19 protein-coding genes are annotated in these 21107 nt (G+C 62.1%); 6 read left to right on the top strand and 13 right to left on the bottom strand.

The annotated features are described in order from the left end of the window. Positions 1-2: 2 nt before the first annotated feature. A complete protein-coding gene (locus tag PQR32_RS02930) occupies positions 3-1403 on the bottom strand; it encodes an MFS transporter (RefSeq protein WP_408222085.1) in 1401 nt (466 codons plus the stop codon). A gap of 191 nt (positions 1404-1594) precedes the next feature. Continuing rightward, a complete protein-coding gene (locus tag PQR32_RS02925; RefSeq protein ID WP_408222084.1) occupies positions 1595-2326 on the bottom strand; it encodes an enoyl-CoA hydratase/isomerase family protein in 732 nt (243 codons plus the stop codon). A gap of 56 nt (positions 2327-2382) precedes the next feature. On the opposite strand from PQR32_RS02925, the gene PQR32_RS02920 reads away from it, so the two are divergent. From PQR32_RS02920 to PQR32_RS02900, 5 genes are all read left to right on the top strand, one after another. Then, the gene (locus tag PQR32_RS02920) at positions 2383-3174 is read left to right on the top strand and encodes a GntR family transcriptional regulator (protein WP_408222083.1); all 792 of its coding nucleotides are present in this window, start codon (positions 2383-2385) and stop codon (positions 3172-3174) included. Between the two features lie 286 nt (positions 3175-3460). Further along, positions 3461-4300: an ABC transporter permease subunit gene (locus tag PQR32_RS02915; RefSeq protein WP_408222082.1), complete on the top strand. Its 840-nt coding sequence runs from the start codon at positions 3461-3463 to the stop codon at positions 4298-4300. Further along, complete coding sequence (locus PQR32_RS02910) at positions 4297-5043, top strand: ABC transporter ATP-binding protein (RefSeq protein WP_408222081.1); 747 nt, start codon at positions 4297-4299, stop codon at positions 5041-5043. Before PQR32_RS02915 ends, PQR32_RS02910 begins: the two co-directional genes overlap by 4 nt. A 35-nt stretch (positions 5044-5078) precedes the next feature. Next, a complete protein-coding gene (locus PQR32_RS02905; RefSeq protein ID WP_408222080.1) occupies positions 5079-6083 on the top strand; it encodes an NrtA/SsuA/CpmA family ABC transporter substrate-binding protein in 1005 nt (334 codons plus the stop codon). 15 nt (positions 6084-6098) lie between these two features. After that, positions 6099-7340, top strand: coding sequence for an acyl-CoA dehydrogenase family protein (locus tag PQR32_RS02900; RefSeq protein WP_408222079.1), 1242 nt, complete (start codon positions 6099-6101; stop codon positions 7338-7340). 66 nt (positions 7341-7406) lie between these two features. Here PQR32_RS02900 and PQR32_RS02895 read toward each other — a convergent pair whose 3' ends face one another. Next, complete coding sequence (locus PQR32_RS02895; RefSeq protein WP_408222078.1) at positions 7407-8468, bottom strand: LLM class flavin-dependent oxidoreductase; 1062 nt, start codon at positions 8466-8468, stop codon at positions 7407-7409. 189 nt (positions 8469-8657) lie between these two features. On the opposite strand from PQR32_RS02895, the gene PQR32_RS02890 reads away from it, so the two are divergent. After that, positions 8658-8930 (top strand): hypothetical protein, encoded by a 273-nt coding sequence (locus PQR32_RS02890; RefSeq protein WP_408222077.1) that lies wholly within the window; start codon positions 8658-8660, stop codon positions 8928-8930. 27 nt (positions 8931-8957) lie between these two features. On the opposite strand, the gene PQR32_RS02885 is transcribed toward PQR32_RS02890, so the two are convergent. The 10 genes from PQR32_RS02885 to PQR32_RS02840 form a co-directional block, all read right to left on the bottom strand. Then, positions 8958-9485, bottom strand: coding sequence for a GNAT family N-acetyltransferase (locus tag PQR32_RS02885; protein ID WP_408222076.1), 528 nt, complete (start codon positions 9483-9485; stop codon positions 8958-8960). Between the two features lie 58 nt (positions 9486-9543). Then, complete coding sequence (locus tag PQR32_RS02880) at positions 9544-9888, bottom strand: DUF3088 domain-containing protein (RefSeq protein ID WP_408222075.1); 345 nt, start codon at positions 9886-9888, stop codon at positions 9544-9546. Positions 9889-9967: 79 nt separating this feature from the next. Beyond that, on the bottom strand, positions 9968-11008 hold the full coding sequence (locus tag PQR32_RS02875) for an LLM class flavin-dependent oxidoreductase (RefSeq protein ID WP_408222074.1): 1041 nt from the start codon (positions 11006-11008) through the stop codon (positions 9968-9970). A gap of 93 nt (positions 11009-11101) precedes the next feature. Beyond that, positions 11102-12043, bottom strand: coding sequence for an ABC transporter substrate-binding protein (locus PQR32_RS02870; protein WP_408222073.1), 942 nt, complete (start codon positions 12041-12043; stop codon positions 11102-11104). Positions 12044-12084: 41 nt separating this feature from the next. Beyond that, positions 12085-13905, bottom strand: coding sequence for an amino acid ABC transporter permease/ATP-binding protein (locus tag PQR32_RS02865; RefSeq protein ID WP_408222072.1), 1821 nt, complete (start codon positions 13903-13905; stop codon positions 12085-12087). A gap of 31 nt (positions 13906-13936) precedes the next feature. Further along, the gene (locus PQR32_RS02860) at positions 13937-15259 is read right to left on the bottom strand and encodes an LLM class flavin-dependent oxidoreductase (RefSeq protein ID WP_408222071.1); all 1323 of its coding nucleotides are present in this window, start codon (positions 15257-15259) and stop codon (positions 13937-13939) included. 30 nt (positions 15260-15289) lie between these two features. Beyond that, entirely contained in the window at positions 15290-16291 is a 1002-nt protein-coding gene (locus PQR32_RS02855; RefSeq protein ID WP_408222070.1) for an LLM class flavin-dependent oxidoreductase, read from the bottom strand. 138 nt (positions 16292-16429) lie between these two features. Continuing rightward, complete coding sequence (locus tag PQR32_RS02850) at positions 16430-18889, bottom strand: TonB-dependent receptor plug domain-containing protein (protein ID WP_408222069.1); 2460 nt, start codon at positions 18887-18889, stop codon at positions 16430-16432. Between the two features lie 174 nt (positions 18890-19063). Beyond that, a complete protein-coding gene (locus PQR32_RS02845; RefSeq protein WP_408222068.1) occupies positions 19064-20008 on the bottom strand; it encodes an ABC transporter substrate-binding protein in 945 nt (314 codons plus the stop codon). Positions 20009-20066: 58 nt separating this feature from the next. Next, positions 20067-20615 (bottom strand): GNAT family N-acetyltransferase, encoded by a 549-nt coding sequence (locus tag PQR32_RS02840; RefSeq protein WP_408222067.1) that lies wholly within the window; start codon positions 20613-20615, stop codon positions 20067-20069. Positions 20616-21107 lie beyond the last annotated feature (492 nt).

The raw sequence follows: 21107 nt of genomic DNA, 5'->3' as shown, positions 1-21107 counted from the left end.
GATTACTTGAGCGGCGAAGCGTGCGGGTCGGTACGCATCGATTCGCCACCTGGGGTGTCGGTGGGTTGAAGGTCTTCGAGACGCCGGCCGGTTGGCTCGACGCCAAGCCACGCGACTACCACGATCTGGATCGCGAGCAGCCCGACCATCAGCGCCAGCACACCGACAATGCCGTGCTGCGCAAACAATGCGACGACGATGAACGGTGTAACGATCGTCGCACCGCGCCCGAGCGTGTTGCAGATACCCGACGCGCGCAGACGGACTTCAGTCGGAAAGAGTTCCGGCACATAGATGGCGAACAGCAGCGCGACCAGCACGTAGATTGGAATCGTCAGCAGAAGGCCGACGACGGGCAACAGCAGCGGATGACTGACGAACGGATAGATCACGCCGAATACGATTGCGACGAGCGACGCACCGATGATCGTCGGCTTGCGGCCCCACGCATCCGCCGTGAGCGCGCCGATGGCCGAGCCGATCGGCGCGCCGAGCGACATCACGAGCGCGAAGCTGAACGACCTCGCGATGCTGAAGCCCTGATGCACGAAGAACGTCGGCAGCCATGTCACGAAGCCGTACAGCAGCGTATTGATGACGACGAGCGTCACGCAGCCGACGATCATCCGTTGCAGCATGGTGCCGCTGAACAGTGAGCCGAATGAGAGCGCCGCAGCCGGCGCTGCCGATGGCTTTGCGATGACGGCAGGCGGCAATGGCTCGCCGGCACGCGCCGCGACAACTTCGGTTTCGATGCGTCTCAGGATTGCGTCAGCTTCCTCGTGCCGGCCAACAGAATCGAGCCAGCGCGGCGATTCCGGCAGCGACTTGCGCATGTACCACACAGCCAGCGCACCGACACCACCGAGCACGAACATCGCCCGCCATCCGAACGCCGGAATCAGCAGCAAGCCAATCAAGCCCGCGACAGGCAGCCCCGACACGACGAAGACAGCCATTAGCCCTTGCAGCTTGCCACGCTTTTGCGGCGGCACGAATTCGGCCAGCGTCGAGTAGCCGACCACGTTTTCCGCGCCGAGCCCGAGGCCCATCACGAAGCGGCACGCGATCAGCACGCTCATGGTCGGCGCAAGCGCCGCACCGAGCGAAGCGAGTCCGAACACCGCGAGATTAGCCTGATACGTGAAGCGGCGGCCGAAGCGGTCGCCGAGAAAACCGGTGCCGAGCGAACCGAGCATCATGCCGAGAAAGGTCATCGACACGAATATCGCGTTCTGCCCGAGTGTCGAGAAGCCAGTCTTTAGCGTCGCGCCGAGGACGGTCGACGCGACGTAAATGTCGAAGCCGTCAAAGAACATGCCGATACCGATCAACCACATGATGCGCCGATGGAATCCTGACATCGGCAAGCGATCCAGCCTGGGCCCTGCGTTGACATTCATGTCTGCCTCCTGTCGACCCGAGTTGGCATGTCGACCGGCGCTGGCGCTTTAGCGCTTACTCCGGTTCCATGCCTTATTCGGGTTCCATGCAAGATGCTTGCTGCCGGCGAGCCGTAGATCGCGAGCCGTACCGCGATGACTTCGCGCGCGCCGAGGTGTATCGACTGTATCGAGCGAGCAACAGGCCGCCGTCAGCGGTCGTGCATCAGACGCAGGCTGGTGACGGTCAGCATGTCGGTCGCGCTGCGGAAGTTCTGTTCGATCGGGCTTTCCTCGGCGGCCTGAAAGAACACCTTGCACTGGCGCGCGCCGGCCTCGTCGAGTGCAAGAATGCGTTCGGCCAGCGCGTCGGCGTCGGCGCACAACGCATCGGGTTCGCAGACACGCGTGATCAAGCCGGCCGCCAAAGCGATGGCGGGCGTCAACGGATCGCCGAACAGCACCATCGGAAACAGCGCCTTCGGCAATGCGTAGCGGCCCACATAGGCCATGATCGCGGCCGGCGGCAAGCCCTTGCGCATCTCGGGAAACGCCAGCGAAGCACGCGACGAAACCAGCGTGAAATCGCACAGGATCGCAAGACCGAAGCCGAAGCCGAACGCGTCGCCCTGCACTTGCGCAATCGAGATCATCGACGTGGCTCGCACGAGGCGCTTCAACTCGATCAGCCGCGCAACTTCTGCGCGAATCGACACGGCGTCGCGGCCTGCGCGCTCGCGACCGGTGCAGAAGCTGTCACCCTTCGCGCGTATGTGCAGCACGCGGGCGCTGGGCGCGGCGGCTTCGCTGCGCAACGCGGCCGTCATCGCATCGAACATCGGACCGGATATCTCGTTGCCCGCGTCCGGACGATTCAGTGTAAAGCTCAACACGTCGCCGGCGCGTTCGATCAAAACGGGCTGCTGTAGTGGACCGCGATCCATGGCATTTCCTGTTGTATAATCTGTATACAGCGTATTCACAGAATGACGAGGTGTCAATGCCTTCCAACAAAACCGCGGTCAAGACGTCCTCTACGGCCGCTGTTCCAAAGCATGCAAAAAGCGCGCATTCGCTCGACAAAATTGCGAGCAAATACCACTCGCGGATGCGCACGGTCGACGCGTCGAGCGATTCTTTGAGCGAAGGCGTAGTCGTGCCGGCGTTGCGCGAGGCGATTGTCGAGGGTGTGCTGGCACCGGGCAGCCGCCTCTCCGAAGTGCAGGTCGCGAAACAGTTGAACGTCAGCCGCACGCCGATGCGTGAGGCATTCGCGCAGCTCGAGCGCGAGGGATTGGTGACGGTGCTGCCGCGCGTGGGCGCGTATGTGCGCGCGGTCACGCTGCGCGATGTCGAGGAGATTTACACCGTGCGCGCAGCCCTCGAATGTCTTGCGGTGCAGCTCGCGTCTGAGCGCATCACGGCGCTTGGCACAGCGCAACTCGACGACGTGATTGAAGCGATGCGAATGAGCGTCGATGCCGACGATCCGGCCGGTTATGTCGATGCGCTAGACCGCTTCTACGCGATCGTCATGACGATCGCCGACAACCGCACCTTGCAGGAAAGCCACGCCGGACTGATCGGCCCGGTGCGCCGCTTGCGGCGCATCGCAATGGCGCGCGGCGGCCGCATGCAGGCGTCTTTCAGCCAGACAGTGAGGATTCGCGACGCAATCGTGAAACAGTTGCCGAACGTGCAGGACCTGATGCGCGAACAGCTCGACGGCGCTTGTCATGCAGCCCTGGATGTGCTGAATAACGCTGGTGACACGCACGCCGAGACCGCCTGATCGTTCGATGGACGACGTGCGAGATCGAGGTCGTCCGACACTTGAAGCCGCCCTCGGCGTGAGTGCTGGTGGGGGCACTCACGCGCAACGCGCTGAAACTGAAAAGCAAAGCATAAAAAACTGTTTGTCATTGCGATGTCAACCGGCCTTTAATAACAAGCTCGCCTTCCGAAGGCGCCGGCGTTTACTGATCTCTACTCGGTGAAACTCATCTGCCCCAAGGTGTGTTGACTCGTACTGACTCCATATCGGAGCAGTCTTTTTTCATGGCTGATATGGAACCGACATGGCTGACGTAACTTCTTCTCGCAACAGCTATGTTTCTTCGCAACGGATGCGTCCAGGTGTTTCGAAAGGCACGCTCTATACCTGGCTCTCCTGGATTGTCCCAGCTTTGGTCCTGGTGCTGTGGGAGGCTGCGGCACGGATTGGACTGATTGCTCCTCAGGTGCTCCCAGCACCGAGCAGCGTCGCCGAAACCGCGTTGGATCTGGCCAGAAACGGGGATCTTTTCGTTCACCTCGGCGTCTCGCTTCTGCGTGCCATGGCGGGCTTCGTAGTCGGAGGAGTCATCGGCATCACGCTTGGCATCATGGTCGGCTTCTCGCCGTTGGCACAGGCGCTTTTCGACCGTTCGATCCAGATGGTGCGCGCGGTCCCTTTCCTTGCGATGCTGCCGCTCGTCATCGTCTGGTTCGGCGTGGGCGAGGTTGCGAAAATTTTTCTGGTCGCGCTCGCGGTCCTGTTCCCCATCTACATCAACACCATGCTCGGCATCCGCCAGATCGATCCGAAGCTGATGGAGCTCGCGAAGGTCATCGGGCTGAACTGGACCGCGATCGTGCGACGGATCATTCTGCCCGGCGCGATGCCGTCGATCCTCACGGGCGTACGTTATGCGCTCGCTCATGCCTGGCTCGCGCTGGTCATCGCTGAAACACTCGCGACGACAAAGGGCATCGGCTTTCTCGCAATGGATGCCCGCGAATTCCTGCAAACCAATGTCATTTTGCTGACCATGATCATCTACGCGATCATCGGCGTCGTGGCGGACGCGCTGGTGCGCTTGCTCGAAACCCATTTCCTCTCATGGCACGCGAATTACGCCAAAGGAGAGCCAAAGTGAGTCGAAGCATCGCACTGCCCCTTGGTTCCGAAGTTTCGGGATTCGTCAACGACGATCGCGTCGGTCAGTCCGCGCTGGGCGTATCGGTACGTGGCTTGCGGCGCTGCTATGGCACGCGTGTTGTCATCGATGCGCTGGATCTTGATATCCACAAAGGCGAGTTCGTCGCACTGCTGGGTGAAAGCGGCTGCGGGAAGACCACCTTGCTGCGCGCGCTGGCCGGCCTCGATCGGCCTGACGCTGGGCAGATCCGCGCGCCCGAGCGCCCTTCCGTGGTGTTCCAGGAACCTCGTCTGCTGCCTTGGGCGACGTTGTGGGAGAACGTCGCTCTCGGTCATGAAACCACTGTCGGTCAGACCGGCGCGGCTCGTGCTCTCGCCGAAGTCGGGCTTTCCGGCCGGGAAAACGACTGGCCCCGCAATCTTTCAGGCGGTCAGGCGCAACGCGTCGCGTTGGCGCGGGGTCTCGTTCGCGATCCCGCCCTTCTGCTGCTGGACGAACCGTTCGCAGCGCTTGACGCGCTCACGCGGATCAAGATGCACGGACTCGTCAAGGAACTCGTTGCCAGACATCACCCGGGCGTGCTGCTCGTGACGCATGACGTCGACGAAGCACTCACTCTCGCTGACAGGATTCTCGTCATGCGCGCGGGGCGCATCGCGGCTTCCTTCCGACCCAAAAACGACACGCCACAGAAACTGCGGTCCACGCTGCTCGAAGAACTGGGCGTTCTGTCTCACTGATCGATTTCCTGTATCACTCCAAGGACCTGACAAGAATGAATGATTCTTCGCTGAGTCGCCGCCAACTGTTGCGCGCGGCGGGTGGGCTGCTGGCCGGCGCCGCTGCCGGCAGCCTGTTTCCAGCACGGGCAGCCGAGCCGCGCAAGCTGACACGCAACACCGATACGGTTCGCATCGGCTGGGGGTACGGCAGCCTGCCGGACATTGCCAAGCAACGCGGCGTGTTCGAAAAGACGCTCGCCGCAAAAGGCATCAAGGTCGAATGGATCGGTCCGTTCCCGAACCATGCTCCGTCGATTCAGGCAGTGGTCGGCGGCAGCGCGGACTTCGGCTTCTGGGGATCGACCACGCCTGCATTGGCCGCCATGCTGGCCGGCTCACCCATCGTCTTCAATGCGTTCGACGTCTATTCCCCGCGCTCGACCGCCATCATCGTGAAGAAATCGAGCGGTATCAATTCGGTTGCCGATCTGGCGGGCCGCAAGGTCGCCATCAACCGTTCGGGGCTTGGTGAATTCCTGCTGATTGCAGCGCTGGAAAAGAACCACGTTGACCGCGACAAGGTCGAATTCGTTTATCTGAATCCGCCCGATGCCGCACCGGCGTTCGCGCAAGGCAAGGTCGACGCCTGGTCGATGTGGTCGCCGGCGGTGGACATCGCGCGCAATTCGAACGATGCCAAGGACATCTTCAACGAGGGACGCGACCTCGACTTCCTGATTGATTACAGTTCGCTGGTGACGCGTCGAAAGTTTACCGAAGAGAACTCCGAACTGATTCGCGCAGTGATCGACGCGTACTACGTCGAAGGCGCGTGGCAGTCGACGCATTCCACCGAAGCCGAGCAACTCGCACAAGGAGAAGCCAAATACCCGAACCAGGTGCGCGACTATCTGGCCAGCCTGAAGCGTGTGAATCAATTCCACGAACCCGACGACGCCGCTTTCATCACGCAGCTTCAACGAGCAGCCGACTGGCTCGCGGAACGCAAGATCATCCACTCGCGAATCAAGGTCGCGGATTACAGCGTCAAGGTTTGATGGGGCACCATGAGCATGTCTGACACCACGATCGTCGACAGCGGACGGCCCCAGCTTGTCTCGCCACTGTCCGCAACTCTCGGCTTCTCGGCGGCCATCGCCGATATCGCGTCGACTGCGGCAGAGCGGGAACTGACACATCGTCTGCCGTACGACGAGATCGCGCGGCTCAAGGCGCTTGGGTTCGGTGCACTGCGCCTGCCGACCGAAGCGGGAGGACAAGGTGTGTCGCTGACCGAACTCTTCATCGTAGCTCGCGATCTTGCAGCGGCCGATTCCAATATCGCCCATGCGTTTCGTAACCATCTGTGGCAAGTGGAAGCTTCGCTTAGACAGCGAGATCATCCCTTCCATGCGCACGTCCTCGACCTGACCAGACAGAACAAGACAGTCGGGCTCAGTTTTACCGACAGCGACGCGGTGGCGGCGGGCGCCCGTCCGAGCCGCGTGTTGAGCAGGCTCGAATGGGACGAGACGCGGCATGCCTACATCGGCTCGGGCGACAAAGTCTATGCGACGGGCAACCTCTACAACGATGCATTCATCGGCCTCGCTGTGGAAAGCCGTGCGGGCCGGACTGTGCAATACGTGCTCGACCGAGGCGAAGGAGTCAGCGACCACGACGACTGGCAGGGATTCGGCCAGCGCCTGACAGGCTCAGGCACGGCGACCTTTCGCGCCGTGATCGTGCCCGCCGCCCACGTTTATCCGCCGGATCCGCCGAAGCCTGAAGAAGCCGCGCCGTGGGGATACACCTTCCATCAGGTCTATCTGACCAACTGCATCGCGGGCGTCGTGCGACGCATCGTACTGGACGCTGTAGAGGTTCTGCGCGCGCGGGGGCGCAACTTCTATCATGGCGAAGCCGCGCATCCTGCCGAAGAGCCCGCACTACAGACGTTGCTCGGTCGTATCCGCGCGTATGCGGCCAGCACCGAGGCGACGGTAGACCGCGCTGTCGGAGCGCTGCAACGAGCCTGGGACAGTTACGGCACGAGCGACGAATATGAAACTACGCTGGCCGCCACGCTCTCGGCGGCAGAAGCCAAGGTGGTGATCGACGATCTCGCCCCGCAGATCGCCAGCTGGCTGATCGACCTTGGGTCAGGCTCGGTCGTCTCGCGTGTGGGCGCTCTGGACCGGCACTGGCGCAATATCAAGGTCATTGCCTCGCATAATCCGCGACTTTACAAGGAGCGCCTGCTCGGGCAGAACTTGCTCACTGGACGCCTTCCGCCCACGGGTGCGTTCTTCTGATCACGAACCACGTCGTCCCTGGTTCCAGGGACGAGCGTTGATTGCCGCCAACGAGATGCGCTGCGCTCAGGCGGAAAGCAGACGCCGAACGCGCGGCGCGACCTCTTCCGCAAAGCTCTGCATGTCGGCCTCGAAAGGCTGGAACTGCAGCATGAAGAGTTCGATCCCCGCGCGGTGAAACTCGGCAATACGGCGCGCGACCGTATCGTAATCGCCAACGAGCCCCGCGGCCGTGCCGCCGTTCGAACCGACACGGGCCGATTGTGCGAATGTCTGGATCATCACCACGTTCGGATCGATATTGGCTTTCTGCCGCTCACGCAGCGGCTTGTCCAATTCGGCCAGCGCGAAGAGATGTTCAAGGTGAGCCTCTGCCTGCGCCTGTGTTTCGCGTGCGATCACGAAAGCCGACAGGCCAAAACGCAAAGCGTCCTGCCCGACGGGGCGGGTGCGCGCGGATACGTCAGCGATCAGACGCGCAACGTCGTCGTGTGGTTGACCGTTGATGAACCACACGTCGCCGTGCGCCGCCACCAGTGCGCGCGCCGGCTCCGACTCACCGCCCACATAGATCCGCGGACGCGCGCGAAACGGATCGGCGGGGCGCAGCTGATATTCGTCGATCCGGAAGTTGTCGCCGTGATGATTCACCACTTCGCCGCGCAACAGCGCATCGACGACCGTGATCCATTCGCGGCCGTACACGTAGCGTTCATCGTGCTCCGGAAAACCGATACCGGCGCGTTCGAGCTCCGGCCGATTCCATGCGTTCACCAGATTGATCGCAAAGCGCCCGCCACTAATGTGCTCGATTTGCTGAGCCATCTTGGCGAGCACGACCGGGTGATAGAGATAGGGCTTGATGGCCGTAATGATCTCGATGCGCGACGTGAGCGCCGCCAAGGCAGCCGATGCCGTCCATGCCTCGAGCTGGTCGAGCGAGGGGTCATGCGGATTGACCGTATGCTGGGCGACGAGCACCGAGTCGTACCCGAGGCGCTCGGCCGCGAGCACGAGCGCCTTGTTGCGTTCCCACGAGGCGTTATACGGTTCTGCGGGATCCTGCAGCGCCGCGCGGCTGCCATGCACGAGCGCCCAAATGCCGAAGCGTGGAGATTTGGCTGACATCGATTCGATACACGGGAAGAGGCAGATGAAGGGAGGCCCATGCTACCGCTATCCGTGTGCCTCGCCTTCCAATTTCTATCGATATGCAATTGCCAGAAAGGCATTAAGGCGCCCGGATCAGCGCGTCAACAATGACACTCGCGCCGCCTATCCTCAAGGAACGAGCCTGACTCGACCAGCGCGCAGCCGATGAACCGGCCTAACAGGCTATTTCCTGTATTTGCCATTTACAGGCTATTTCCTGTATTTGTCGAATACGCCTTCGCGGCAGGCAAATACAAGCCAGAGGGCGCCCCCCGAATCCCGCCTGACGTCGAGGAGATGATCACCACCCTAACGGACATGACGGAGGATGTCGTCGCGGAAGTCGAGGCGCTGTTGCCAGCCGCGTTTCCAAACGATGTGTCGGACAGGATTTTTGAGGGCCTGCGACAACAAAGCGCGAAGCTCGCCGGCCAATAGACCGATTGAAGGCAGCGCGTATCCGCGCTAGCCAGCCTGCAACGCCGGCAGATTTTTCTCGAACAGATAGCCCGGCGGCTCGTCCTCACCGAAATCATGAGCCGATAACAGCGTATAGCCACTCGTCTGGTACAGCGCGATGGCTTCGGGCTGACGCGGACCAGTGCTCAGAAATACGCGCGTATAGCTTTGACGAACAGCCTGCGCCTCGAGCTCAGCCAGCACGCGACGTGAAAGCCCTTGACGTCGATGGCTGCGACTGACCCAAATGCGCTTGAACTCGGCGGTGGCCGAGTCGGCGTGACGCATGAACGCGCCACCCGCAATCGCCTGCCCGTCGCGCAATAGCAGCACGAACGCGCCGTGCGGCGCAGCGAACGCCTCGTCCGGATAGCGCTGCAATTCGTTCGAAATCTCCTCGGCATCGATCAACCCGGCATATCGGCTGCCGTACTCATAGGCCAATTCATCGAACAAAGGACGGGCCAGCGGGTCGTGAACCGAGACGTAAGCGAAACGGTCTTCCAGCACAACTGACGAGAACACAGCTACCATGCCTTACCCCTTGCGTATGTGGCTGGGCTCCAGAAGCCAGCGCGTCGCGTGAATGAATTCAATGAAGCTTGGGGAATCCGTGGCGCTCGGCCAGCAGCGCAAGAATCCGCCTGGTATCGGTGACAAAGCGCTTGTCGTCGAGTGTCTGCGCGTCGTCGGGGATCGGATGCGAATCGCCTAGCACGAGGACCGGCAAACCTTGATGCGCTTCGTCGAGTGCAGCGACGACGTCCTGTCTTGGCCGCGGGAACGGTACGCGCTTCACATCGAGTTGCGCCGCGCGCCCGGCGTCGCTCGCGAGCAATCCTTCGATCGCCACGCCGTGCGGACACACAAACCGCTCGTCGGGATAAGCGGGATCTGTGAACCCGGGTTCCAGCAGCAACAGCAAATCTCGGCTCATGGTGAACAATCCTCTCGTAATGGGTGAGTAAAACGTATTCGGTATCGTTGGTGCTACGCTGGCGACAAACGCGTCGCTGCTAGGCGGCCGCGGGCTCGCGCGCGGCTTCGGGCCGCCAGCCCAGTTCGGGTGCGACGCGCGTGACGACATCTTCGAGAATCTGCTGATAATTTTCGAACGGCAGGTCGTACGGCAGCTCGAGGCGCAGTTCGCGGACCTGACCGACGACGGGATCCTCGAGCAGGCGGCTGACGATCTCGTCAGCCGTACCGACGAGATCCGGCACGAACAGCGTGCGCCGCTCGCCATGCGGCGTCAGCGTGCGCGCATGACGCCCTTCGGCGAACTCGCGATAGCGCTGTCGTGTGCGGGCATCGGCGCTGTCGATCGGCACGATCACGCGACCCAGTGCGATGCGCGGCGCCCGCGCTTCGCTCCAATGTGACCGGAACAGATCGAGCTGGCGTAACTGCGCGTCGCGATAGTCGTCGGTTCCCTCGCCCGTCGTGATATTGCCGATCAGCAGATTGAAACCGTTGCGGCCGGCCCATTCGATCGAACGACGCGAACCGCCGCCGTACCAGAGCCGCTCGGTCAGGCCCGGCGCATACGGCGTCACACGAGGCCGCACGCGCCCCGCTGCCGATTCGACGAAGGTGTCCTCGCCGCCCAGCCACTCTTCGGCGAGATTACGGCGCAGACGCTCGACGCGCGCGTGCGAGAAATCGATCAGTTCAGGATTGGCATCGAACAGGCGCTCGCCAAGCAGAATGCCGTGCGCGGGCGCGCCCGCGCTCAGGCCGATGTTCAGGCGGCCGCGAGATAGCACGTCGACGGTGGCAAGATCTTCGGCAAGACGAAACGGGTTTTCGTAACCCATCTGGATCACGGCCGCTCCAAGTCCGATGCGCGTCGTGCGCTGGCTCGCTGCCGCGAGGAAGGTCGCGGCGGACGACACCGCCCGCTCCAGGTGGCGCTGGCGCACCCACGCGCTATCGTAGCCGAGCGCCTCGCCGACGCGAAAGAGTTCGAGCGTCCGCTCGAAGCCCGCAAGCGGCGCTTCGTCCGGGTAATTGCCCGGCGTCAGAAAAGCAAGATGATCAATGTGGACTGCACACATATCGGACCTGGTGGTTGTTCTCGCGATGCGATGGCACCCGACTGACCGCGCCGCCTGCAGGGGTCGGCATTTGCAGCAGGAACCGCACTTTGGTCAGGCATCCGGAAAACCGGGCGGGTTGGTTTCCGAGTGAGCCAATGCTTCCGTTTGCAGGCCCCAGCGGGCAAGTGCCGTGCGATATTGCCCGCCACGGATCAAGCCATTCGTCGCGGTCGTCAACGCCTGCGCCAGGCCGCTGCCCTTTCGAGTCGCGATCGCGACATCAGCCTTGAACGGCCAGCCGGCGTTGACCGTGCCCACCTGACGGATCTGCCCCTGCGTCGCGGCCTCGTAGGCAAGCGGCGCGTGCGGATTGAAGATGGCATCCGCGCGGCCCGACAGCAGCGCAAGGCGCTCAGAGGCGCCGTCGTCGTAGTACTGCAACGTGGCCTCCTTCAGCCCAAGCGCCGTGTTGCGCCGGTTCCATTCGAGCAGAATGCGCTCCTGGATCGCACCCGACCCCGTGATGACGCGCAGCCCCGCAATGTCCTTCGGCTCGCTGATCGACCTGATGGGGCTATCGTCCCGCACATAAAATCCGTGCAAACCCAGCCTGTAGGTCGTAAAGTCGAATTTCTGCTTGCGCTTCTCCGTCACGCCGACGTTCGAAATCACCGCGTCGTATCGCCCCGAAGCAAGACCGAGCGGCCAGTCCGGCCACGCAACGGGCACGATTTGCAGCCGCAGCCCGAGGGCGTCGGCGACCAGTTGTGCGTAATCGGGATCAGAACCGACGATGCTGCGGGCATCCGTCGCATAAGTGGCGATCGGCGCAGCGAATGGCGCTACCGCCACCGTGAACACGCCGGGCGTGACGAAGCGATAACTCGTGATGAGGCGCAATGCATCTGGATCTTTCTGCGTATGCGCGCGACCTTGCTGCTGCGGGCTGAAATCGTAAGACTGCGTGGCTGCTCGCGCGAGCCCGGAAGACCACGCGATCGGCGCGGCGGCCAGCGCGGCCATGTTGCTCAGGAACGTCCGGCGTTTCGTCATCGATTGAATTGGGTGTTGGGGTTTTCTGCGCGACATGCGTTTCAGAGCACCTTCGAGAGGAATTCACGAGTGCGTGGATGAGCCGGGTCGCCAAGCACGCGCGACGGTGGACCGGATTCCACGATCCGGCCACCATCCATGAACACGATCGTGTCGGCGACCTCGCGCGCGAAACCGATCTCGTGCGTGACCACGATCAGCGTCGTGCCGGAACGCGCAAGTTGACGGATCACATCCAGAACCTCGTTGACGAGTTCCGGATCGAGCGCCGATGTCGGTTCGTCGAAGAGCAGCACCTTGGGCTTGAGCGCAAGCGCACGCGCGATCGCCACGCGCTGCTGCTGGCCGCCGGATAGTTGGCGCGGCCACGCGTCGGCCTTGCCGGTGAGTCCCACGCGCGCCAGCAGAACGCGCGCCTCCGCTTCTGCCTGCGCTCGCGGCACGCCCGCCGCAAGCGGCGCCTCGATGACGTTGTCGAGCACCGTCAGATGGGGAAACAGGTTGAAGCTCTGGAACACCATGCCGACATCGTCGCGACGCCGCTGAAGAATGTCCCGCTCCTTGAGTTCGTAAAGCGTGCGCCCTTCGCGGCGATATCCGACGAGTTCGCCGTCGATGTCGATGAAGCCGTCGTCGACGCGTTCGAGGTGATTGATCGAGCGCAGCAAGGTCGACTTGCCCGAGCCCGACTGGCCGAGAATCACGGTGACGCTGCCCGACGGGAATGACAATGAGACGTTGTCGAGCACCTTCAGCGTGCCGAAGCTTTTCGACACGTTATGGATGCCGACCCTCCCGCCGACGCGCCGTTGAGCCCAGCCTCCCGCCGTCGCCTCCACGTTCGTTTGTGCGTGATGCTGCCGACCCGACTGCCCCGAGGTTTCGCTGCGAGCAGCACGCGCGCTACGCCACCGCCCGAATAGCGCACTCAGCGGCGACACCGCCACCTGCTCGCGCGTCGCGCCTCGTGCGTAGTACCGTTCGATGTGAACCTGGATCGCCGATAGCCCGGTCAGGATGATCAGATACCAGACAGTCGCAACCATCAGCAGTGGAATCACCTCCAGATTGCGGTGGTAGATGATCTGCACCGTGTAGAACAGGTCCGGCATCGCGAGGATGTAAACAACCGACGTGCCTTTCGCGAGACCGATCACGTCGTTGAAGGCGGTCGGCAAAATCGAGCGCATGGCCTGCGGCAGGACGATACGCCGGACCTGGCGCGCGCCCGGCAAACCGAGCGCGGCGGCCGCTTCGCGTTGACCGTGGTCGACGGACAGAATCCCGCCGCGGATCGCCTCGGCAGAGAACGCAGCGTGGTTCAGCGTGAGCCCGAGCACTGCCGCGAAAAACGGACTGATCAGGTCAGTGGTCGATTCGTTCAGCAGCGCGAAGTGCGTGAACGGCACGCCGATCCAGACCGTCTCGTACAGATAGCCGAGGTTGTTCAGCAGGAGCAGCAGCACGATCGGCGGGATCGAGCGGAACAGCCAGATGAAGGCCCACGCACAACCCGCCAGCAGCGGTGAACGCGATACGCGCGCGAGTGCCAGCGGCGTTGCGAGCGCGAAGCCGAAAAGCGCGCCGAGCGCCGTGAGCACAAGCGTGCGCCCGAGCCCTGAAAGCACTGGTTCGGCAAAAAACCACTGCGCGAAAACGCCCCAGCCCCAGCGCGGATTGCCGAGTATCGAGTTCAGCACGAGCCCGATCAGCACGATGGCCAGCACGGTGGCCGCCGTGCGCGCATGATGCCGCGCCGGCACGATCCGGTAGTGCGCGTAATCGTGACCTTCATCGGCGCCGATCGCATGTGCCGCATGAACCGCGTGAGCGGGACCGGCAAGCTGGGTGGTGTCGCTCATGATGCTGCCCTCCTGCGTTGCATGCCGTTCATCAGGCCGTTTCCGCGGTCACGTAGCGGCTTTCCCGGCGCGGCAGGCCGAGATGATCGCGCAGCGTCGTGCCAACCAGGGTGCGGCTGTAACGTCCGCGTGCCTCCAGCGCCGGAATCACGTATCGAACGAAATCGTCCAACCCTTCTGCCTGCACCGGAAAGCCGAGGATGAAACCGTCGGACGCGCCGGCGTCGAACCAGCGGATCAGTTCATCGGCAATCTGCTCGCCAGTACCGATGAACTGGGTCTTCGGCGTGGCCACTTCCAGCGCGACCTGGCGCAGCGTTGCACCGGTGCGCTTTGCGTCGGCCTTGATGCGGTCGGTCGTCGAACGGAAGCTGTTCGATCCAAGATCACCGAGCTCCGGGAACGGCTCGTCGAGCGGGTATTGCGTGAAGTCGTGATGCTCGAAAAAGCGCCCGAGGTACGCGAGTGCATCGTCGATGGTCAGCAGGTCGCGGATCGCGCGATACTTCGCTTCGGCTTCGTCCGCCGTTGCGCCGACGATGGGCCCGATGCCCGGGAAAATCTTCACGTCGGTCGCCGCGCGCCCGTGCTCGATCGCGCTTTGGCGCACCTGGTCGGCGAACGCCTTCGTTTCCTCGAGCGACGGCGAATGCGTGAACACCGCGTCCGCGTATTTGCCGGCGAGCGCGATCCCCGAATCCGACGACCCGGCCTGGAAGATCACCGGCTGTCCCTGCGGCGAGCGCTGAATATTCAACGGTCCTGCGACTTCGAAGAACCGTCCCTTGTGATCGAGCGTATGCAGCTTGTCGCGGTCGAAGAAACGCCCGCTCTCGCGCTCGCGCACGAATGCGTCGTCGTCCCAGCTATCCCACAGTCCCTGTACCACTTCCAGATACTCGTCGGCGATCTCATAGCGCAGTTCGTGGTCCGGATGCTGGCCGCCGTAATTCTTCGCGGACCCTTCGAGCGGCGACGTCACGACATTCCATCCCGCTCGCCCGCCGCTGATGAGGTCGAGCGACGCGAACTGCCGCGCGACCGTAAACGGATGGCTGTACGAGGTAGACAACGTACCGGCAAGACCGATCTTCGAGGTCGATGTCGCGAGCGCCGAAAGAATCGAGATGGGTTCGAAGCGATTCAGAAAGTGAGGAATCGACTTCTCGTTGATGTAGAGTCCGTCGGCCACGAACGCGAACGCGACGCCATTGGCCTCGGCCTTCTGTGCGACGCCGGTGATGAAATCCAGGTTGACGCTGGCATCCGCGGGACCGGCCGGATGCTTCCACGCGTTCATGTGGCCGCCCGCGCCATGCAGCATGATGCCGAATGTGAGATTTCGCTGAGTCATAGTCTGGTCCGTAAGTGAGATGAGCTGAGGTCAGACGCCCGCGGTCTGTTCCGCGCTGGCCAACGCCTCGACCGAAGCGAGTCGCTTCGCGTAGTCGGTTATCGGAATGTCGAGCACGAATTCCTCGATGCCGAAGCGTTCGTGCAAGGCGTCGAGTTGCTGGCGGACATCGTCCGCAGTGCCGGCGATGACGTGCGGATGCAGTTCGTCGACGCGATAGTCGGTCACGCCGGTTTGTCGCGCGAATTCCGCGGCCGCCTCCGGACTCGGGAGATTGACGCTCTGCCCCGTTGCAAGCTGCAGCTTGAAAATACGCAGTGCGCCGACCTGACGCTGAGCCTCGTCGCGCGACTGCGCCGCGAACGCGTAGAGCGCGAGCAGCGGCGTGCGTCCGGTCACGTTGCGATAGGCCTCGAGCGAACGCTCGATGTTGGCTTCGTCGCCATTGAAGTGGCCGGCGTAGCAGAACTGCCAGCCATGCTGCGCGGCAAGCGCCGCGCTCTCGGCGCTCGCGCCCAGCAGAATGCGCTCGGGCGCTTCGGGCGGCGTCGGCAGCGCAATCGCGCCTGCCAGCGGGTGATCTTCCGCGACGCCCCACTTCAGGAACGCGTCGAGTTCCGCGAACTGATGCGCGAAGTCCTGCTTCTTCGCCTTGTCGTGAAACCACTGCAGCGCGCGCGTCGCCAACGGGAGTCCGCCCGGCGCCTTGCCGATGCCGAGATCGACGCGCCCCGGCGCAAGTGATGCGAGCACCCGGAACGTTTCCGCCACCTTGAAGGGACTGTAGTGCTGCAGCATCACACCACCCGAACCGACACGAATGCGCGAGGTGTGCGCGAGCAGATGCGACACGACGATTTCCGGCGCGGAACTCGCGAGTCCCGGCGCGCCATGATGCTCGGCGATCCAGTAACGCTTGTAACCCAGCGCCTCCGCGCGCTGCGCGAGCCGCACGGTAAAGCGCAACGCGTCATGAGCACTCTTTCCGTCGGCGATCGGACTCTTGTCGAGAATCGAAAGTGAGTAGGACATATCGAACCCTCCCAATGCACCCTGCGGTACACGGGAAAAGAGATTGAAGGAATTCGCTGAACGACTCCGCTGATCCCATTATGGCTATCGGGGTGCGAAACCGTTCGAGCAAATTTTTCTATGCATATCAAGAAAACGTCAAAACACGTAGCGGGCCCGCGCGTAGTAGAAACCGCCATTCACGCCGGTCGTCGAAGCGAAGGCGTCGTACTGGACGCCTTCGAGTTGCGCGTCGTAAGGCAGCTTGCTTGGATACACGTCGAAGAGATTGTTGGCTCCCACTGCGATCTGGAATTTCTTCGTCACGTCGTAGCGGACTTCGATGTCGGTGATATACCGGGCTGCGTTCTCGAAATGAAGAAACTGCGTGGTCGAGAACGCGTTCGGCCCGACGATGTAGGTTTCCTCACTCGACGTGGCGCCATAGCGTGTCTCGTGCAGACTCACGCCCCACTTGTCGAGATGCCACGTGCCGCCGATGATGATCTTGTTCTTCGGCGTGGACGTACTCAGCCAGGCGACCTGTTGCGCGTTGAGTTCCGGCTTGCCGTTCGCACCGGTCGCGACATGCGTGACCGAGGTCGTATTGATGTTCACGCCCAGATCCCAGTCCACCTGTCCGAAGCGGCCAAAGCCCGTGTGATAGGTGCCGGTCAGATCGATCCCGCGGGTACGCGTGCTTGCACCGTTCGTGAAGTAGCTCGCGGAGACCGCCGACGCGGGCACTGAAGTGGGCACCGACAACCCCGCCGCCTGCATCGCGGCGATCGCGTCCGCGCCCGACGCCGTGCCGCCTTCCACGATGCGATTCCGGATGTCGATCTGATACGCGTCGAGCGTCAGGTGCAGGCTCTTGACCGGTGTCAGCACGAAACCGATGTTGTAGTTGGTCGATTTCTCCGACTGCAGCGACTGGGCACCGATCAGCTTTGCCGCTGACGAATTAGCGGCGAGCAGGCCAAACACGGATGCAGGCGATTCGTTGATATTGCTGTAGTACTCCTCGGCGAGCGACGGCGCGCGGAAGCCGGTACTCACGCTGCCCCGGATCGCGAATGCCGGCGTGAAGTCGTAGCGCGTCGATAGCTTTCCGTTCGTCGTGTTGCCCACGTCGCTGTAGTGCTCGAAACGTCCCGCCAGATCGACCGTCCATTGCGGCGTCAGATGAGTCGACAGGTCGAGATACGTGCCGACCACGTTGCGCGAGTTATCGCTCGCACTGACTGGGGCGAGGCCCGGCAGCGCCTGGGAGCCGCCGTCGATATACGATGCGTAATCGCCCGCTCCCACCGAATAGGTCTCGCGGCGCTGCTCCACCCCCCACGAGACATTCACCGGCGCGGGCAGCAGCGGAAGCTGGAACGCCCGCGAGAAATCGAGGTTGTTCGTCAACTGCGTGTTGCTGACGGTGGACAGGTGGAAGCTGGTCGGCGTATAGCCCTGCGTCGCATACAGCCCCGTGTTGGCCGAGTTGCGCAAACCCACGACGTCATGATCGCCGCCGTAGGTCGAACTCAGATCCCATGACCAGCCGAACAGATTCTGGCCTTTGATGCCCGTTGTCACCGAGAAGTCGTTCTCGTTGATCGTCTCCACCGGCACGAAGCCATTCGGATAGATTTGCGGCAGCACTGAAGGCGGACGATAGTTCTGGTAGGCCTCCGCGTCGCGATGCGCATACGTGCCGAAGCCATACAGTTCGACATCGTCGCCGAGGTAGTAGCCGGCGTTGTAACCCACCGACTCGCGCGTGCTCGCCGGGTCGCCCTCGATCGGGTTGTAGTAGCCATGCCCCGGCTGGAACGATCCGAAGTAGTCATCGGGCCCGGTGCGGATCGTATGGTTCTGGCGGTTGTATTCCGCGCTCAGGTCCAGAAATCCCTTGCCGCCCAGATCCAGTCCGATATTGGCCGACTCGCCGTTCTTGAAGCCGTCGCCCGCATAGGTCTGGCCGTTCGTCGTCTGCAACTCTCCGCCGTGCGAACTGCGCTTCAGAATGATGTTGATGACGCCCGCGATGGCGTCCGAGCCGTATTGCGCCGCCGCGCCATCGCGCAGCACCTCGATGTGATCGATCAGGCCGATCGGAATCATGTCGATATCGACACCGGTCGAGCCCTGATTCAAGCCGCCGTCGAGCGCGATGTTCGCCGTGGTATGGCGGCGCTTGCCGTTCACCAGCACGAGTACGTGGTCCGGACTCAGGCCGTGCAATGTCAGCGCGTCGGTCAGCACCGCGGCATCGCCGGCGTAGTTCTCGCGCGAGATCGACGGCGATAGCTGAACGAGTGCGTCACGCAGGTTGCTTTGCCCGGTGGCGCGCAACTGGGCGCCGCTGATCACATCCACCGGCGTCAGGCTTTGGCTTGCCTTCGTGTCAGTGCGCGTACCCGTGACGACCACCGTATCCTGCTGCACGGTATTGACTGCGCCGGACTGATTCGCGGCGGACGGTCCGGCCTGGGGCTGAGCGGCGGCCGGCACGGCCGCGGTGTCGCTCGCTTCCGTCGGCGCAGCCGCACTCTGCGCCCATGCCGTGCCATTGCAGGCGGCTGCCAGCACCGCAACCGAAAGCACTTTTCTACGAACCCCGATCATGGGCCTGTCGGCCCTATTCTTCCTGTCTTTCCCGCGCATCGACTATTCCGTTGGTTATTTGCGGACACACTTCTCCGGCACGTGGCCGATAGCAGCCACGCGCAAAGCCGTCCTGTAGCAATACTGACGATTGACAACTGACCTTATCGAGGCAGTCTCAACTGCCTCGATGCATCAACTCTTGGGGAGCCCCGGAGGATTCGTTTTGGCCTGATCGATCGCTTCTGAACCGAGATTCCAGCGGTCGAGTACCTGGGTATATTTGCCGCTGCGAATGAGGTCGTTCAGCAGCACCGTGAGCGGCGCGGCGAGTCCGCTACCCTTCTTCGTCGTGATCGCGACATCGGCCATGATCGGCCAGCCGCCACTGATGGTACCGACCGCGCGTATTCCTCCTCTTTGCGCCGCCTCGTAGGCGAGCGCCGAGTTGACGCTCAGGATCGCGTCGGCGCGCCCCGAGCGCAGCGCCACATCCCTGACGGCGATATCGTCGTAGTACTGAATCTGCACGGGCTTGAGTCCGTGCGCGATGTTCTCCTTGTCCCATGCGAGCAGGATCTTTTCCTGATTCGTTCCCGAATCGGTAATGACGCGTAGGCCGGCAACGTCCTTCGGCTCGCGGATCGTCTTGATCGGACTCGAACTGGCTACGTAGAAACCGAGCACGTCGCGCCGATAGGTCGAGAAATCGAACTTCTCCTTGCGCTGCTCGGTGACCGTCACATTCGACAGAACCGCGTCGACCTTGCCCGATTGCACGGCGAGCGGCCAGTCTTCCCACGCGAGCACGACGATTTTCAGCTTGCGGCCCAGACCGTCAGCGACCAGTTGCGCGAGATCCGGGTCGAAACCGACGATCGTTTTGTTGTCGGTTGCATATGTGCCGAGCGGCGGCCACGCCACGGTCATGCCGACGACCAGTTCATCCTTCGCGGCGAATGGAAACGTGTTCGGTACGGCCTTGATGGCAGCGGCGTCAGGTGTGGTCCGGACCTGGCCGTGCTGATCCGGACTCAGATTGAATGTGCTGCTTGCCGCCAGCGCGATGCCTGCCACGCCCATCGCCAATGCGACGAACGTTCCGGCCACCGCTGCCCGAATTCCCCTACTTTGCTTCATGATTTGATGTACCCCATGAGATGAACGAATTGATCGATGCGCTACGCTGCGCGCACGACTAGCGTTGGCCGAGCGGCTCGGGCGCAACCAGATCGTGTAGCGAATCGACGCGACCCGGCTCCAGCAAATCCTTGCCGAACGGAAGACGAAAATGGATCTCCGGTGCGATCGAACGATCGAACAGAGGCTCGTAGCCCGCATTGAAATAGAGGCCTGCTGCTTCCGGCTGTTTGAAGCCGGTGGTCAGATAGACGCGGCGATATCCCTGGCGCAATGCTCGCGCCTCGAGTTCCTGCACGACGCGGCGAGCCAACCCCTGACGCCGCAGGCCGGCGTGTGTCCAGATACGCTTGAGTTCCGCGGTCGTCGCGTCATAGCGCTTGAACGCGCCGCCGCCGACCGTTTCCCCATTGCGCACCACGACGATAAACGCGCCTTCGGGTGGCGCGAACAACTCGGCCGGATAACGCATCATCTCTTCACTCACCGATGCCGCGCTTGCCGGCCGGAACTCGCGATAGCGCGTCGTGTATTCGACATTCAGCGCGTCCAGTAGAGGCCGCGCAATCGGATCCAGTGGCGTGGTGTCAATGATTTCGTAGGTCATGCTGAATAGGGGGATAGCTCTTATCCCTGGCGTTCCTGTCGTTGGATTGTTTTCCCGTCCGACTTTGATTGCCGTCGAACTATAAAGAAGATAACAGGCCAGCCATTCTGAATGAACCAAACATTTAACGAATCGTTATTCCGTGCAATTCGTATATTTAATTCACGTCACTATTTGCGCTATAGCAGCAGGGGCTCTACTGCCAATAAATAGCACCGGCTTACACGAGATTAGTTGCATATTTTTTTCATATTGCTTTCATACGTGCGGGCACTCTAGCAGTACATCCCGGCTCACAAATATTATGCAGCGGCTCGGGGCTCGAACTCAGATGCTTACTGACTGCAGATTTATTTCTAATTGCTTTCAATTATCTAATCCCACGTCATCTGGCAGACGACGGTCGCGCTATTTTAATTCTAGTAAAGCGTGTAAATCTCCAGAATAGCGACGCTTGGTTATTCGCCGCTAAATTGAATCATCTTACTGACG

Source organism: Paraburkholderia dipogonis (assembly GCF_046027395.1).
In the GTDB taxonomy this organism is placed as follows: domain Bacteria; phylum Pseudomonadota; class Gammaproteobacteria; order Burkholderiales; family Burkholderiaceae; genus Paraburkholderia; species Paraburkholderia dipogonis_A.
This window is presented reverse-complemented; position numbering and strand designations above follow the sequence as displayed.